Origin of the sequence: Microcoleus sp. Pol12B4 (assembly GCF_036701385.1) — a bacterium.
GTDB lineage: Bacteria > Cyanobacteriota > Cyanobacteriia > Cyanobacteriales > Microcoleaceae > Microcoleus.
The window spans coordinates 1-1,045 of record NZ_JAUBQR010000477.1 but is presented as its reverse complement, the minus strand read 5'-3'; the positions used below and the strand labels follow the sequence as shown (position 1 = coordinate 1,045).

At 46.0% G+C, this 1,045-nt stretch carries 1 protein-coding gene; it reads left to right on the top strand.

Features of this window, described 5'->3' with window-relative positions:
* Positions 1–853: DUF1822 family protein (locus QUA38_RS29175; RefSeq protein ID WP_333168044.1), on the top strand; the 853-nt coding region annotated here is incomplete at its 5' end.
* Between the last annotated feature and the right edge of the window lie 192 nt (positions 854–1,045).

Here is a 1,045-nt window from a genome sequence, read left to right as displayed (position 1 = left end):
AGCTGTATGTGCAGTGAAAGATTACATGGAAATGATGGACATTCCCACAGACTTGAATGCCAGCGACAGTTGGAACGAGGCCATGCGCCTTTACACCGATGCAGCCGACTTAAAATTAACTCAATTAGGCCATTTGGAATGCCGACCCCTGAAGTCTGGCAAGTTTTGTTACATTCCGCTGGAAATACCGGACGATCGCATTGGTTTAGTAGCAGTTGAAATCGATATAAAGCGACAAGAAGCTACTTTGCTGGGATTTGTAAAAACTGCAAGCGCTGGCGATTTAGCTATTGATAAATTGCAAAGCTTTGACAAACTTCTCCAACATTTGGATTGTCTGGAACGCAGCCGAAAAACTGTACAACTGCGCCAGTGGCTGCACAATATTTTTGATGCTGGTTGGCAGTCTGTAGAAGATATTTTAATGCCAAAAGAACCTCATTTAGCTTTTCGTCGTTACAGCAGCGCAGTCGTGCGGGGCAAGATAATCCATCTGGCAGCAAATATCTCGGAAAAAGCATCAGCAACCCTCGACTCTGTTCAGGAAAAACCTAATTTTTGGAGGGGTGTAGTAGAACCAGCGCCAGCGGTAGCTTTGCTGGTGGCGATCGAACCAACAACCGATACTGAAACTAATATTAAAGTACAGGTGCATCCCGCCGGCGGGGCAGACAGCTTGCCGCTCAATCTGACTCTGAAAGTCACCGACGGCAAGGGAAAAACTGTCATGGAAGCTTGCGCCGGCAGCGGTAACGGCTACATGACTCTAGAATTTGCCGCCGATCGCGGAGAATGTTTCAGCGTTGTGGTAAAACTGAAAGAACTCTGTATTGCAGAGAATTTTGCCGCCTAAAGAGGCTGACTTGTCATAAGTTGTTGAGCATCAAAATTGAACCTTTTGGGCGGGCAGGATGCTCACCCCACAAGAATTTCATCGCGCCGTGACTGTAAAATTTAGATATGCCTCAGCTTATCAGTTGTTAGCCATGCCGAAATTAGTTGTTTTGAAGCTAGATGATAACTTGATAAAAGGGGTGCGAGTTTC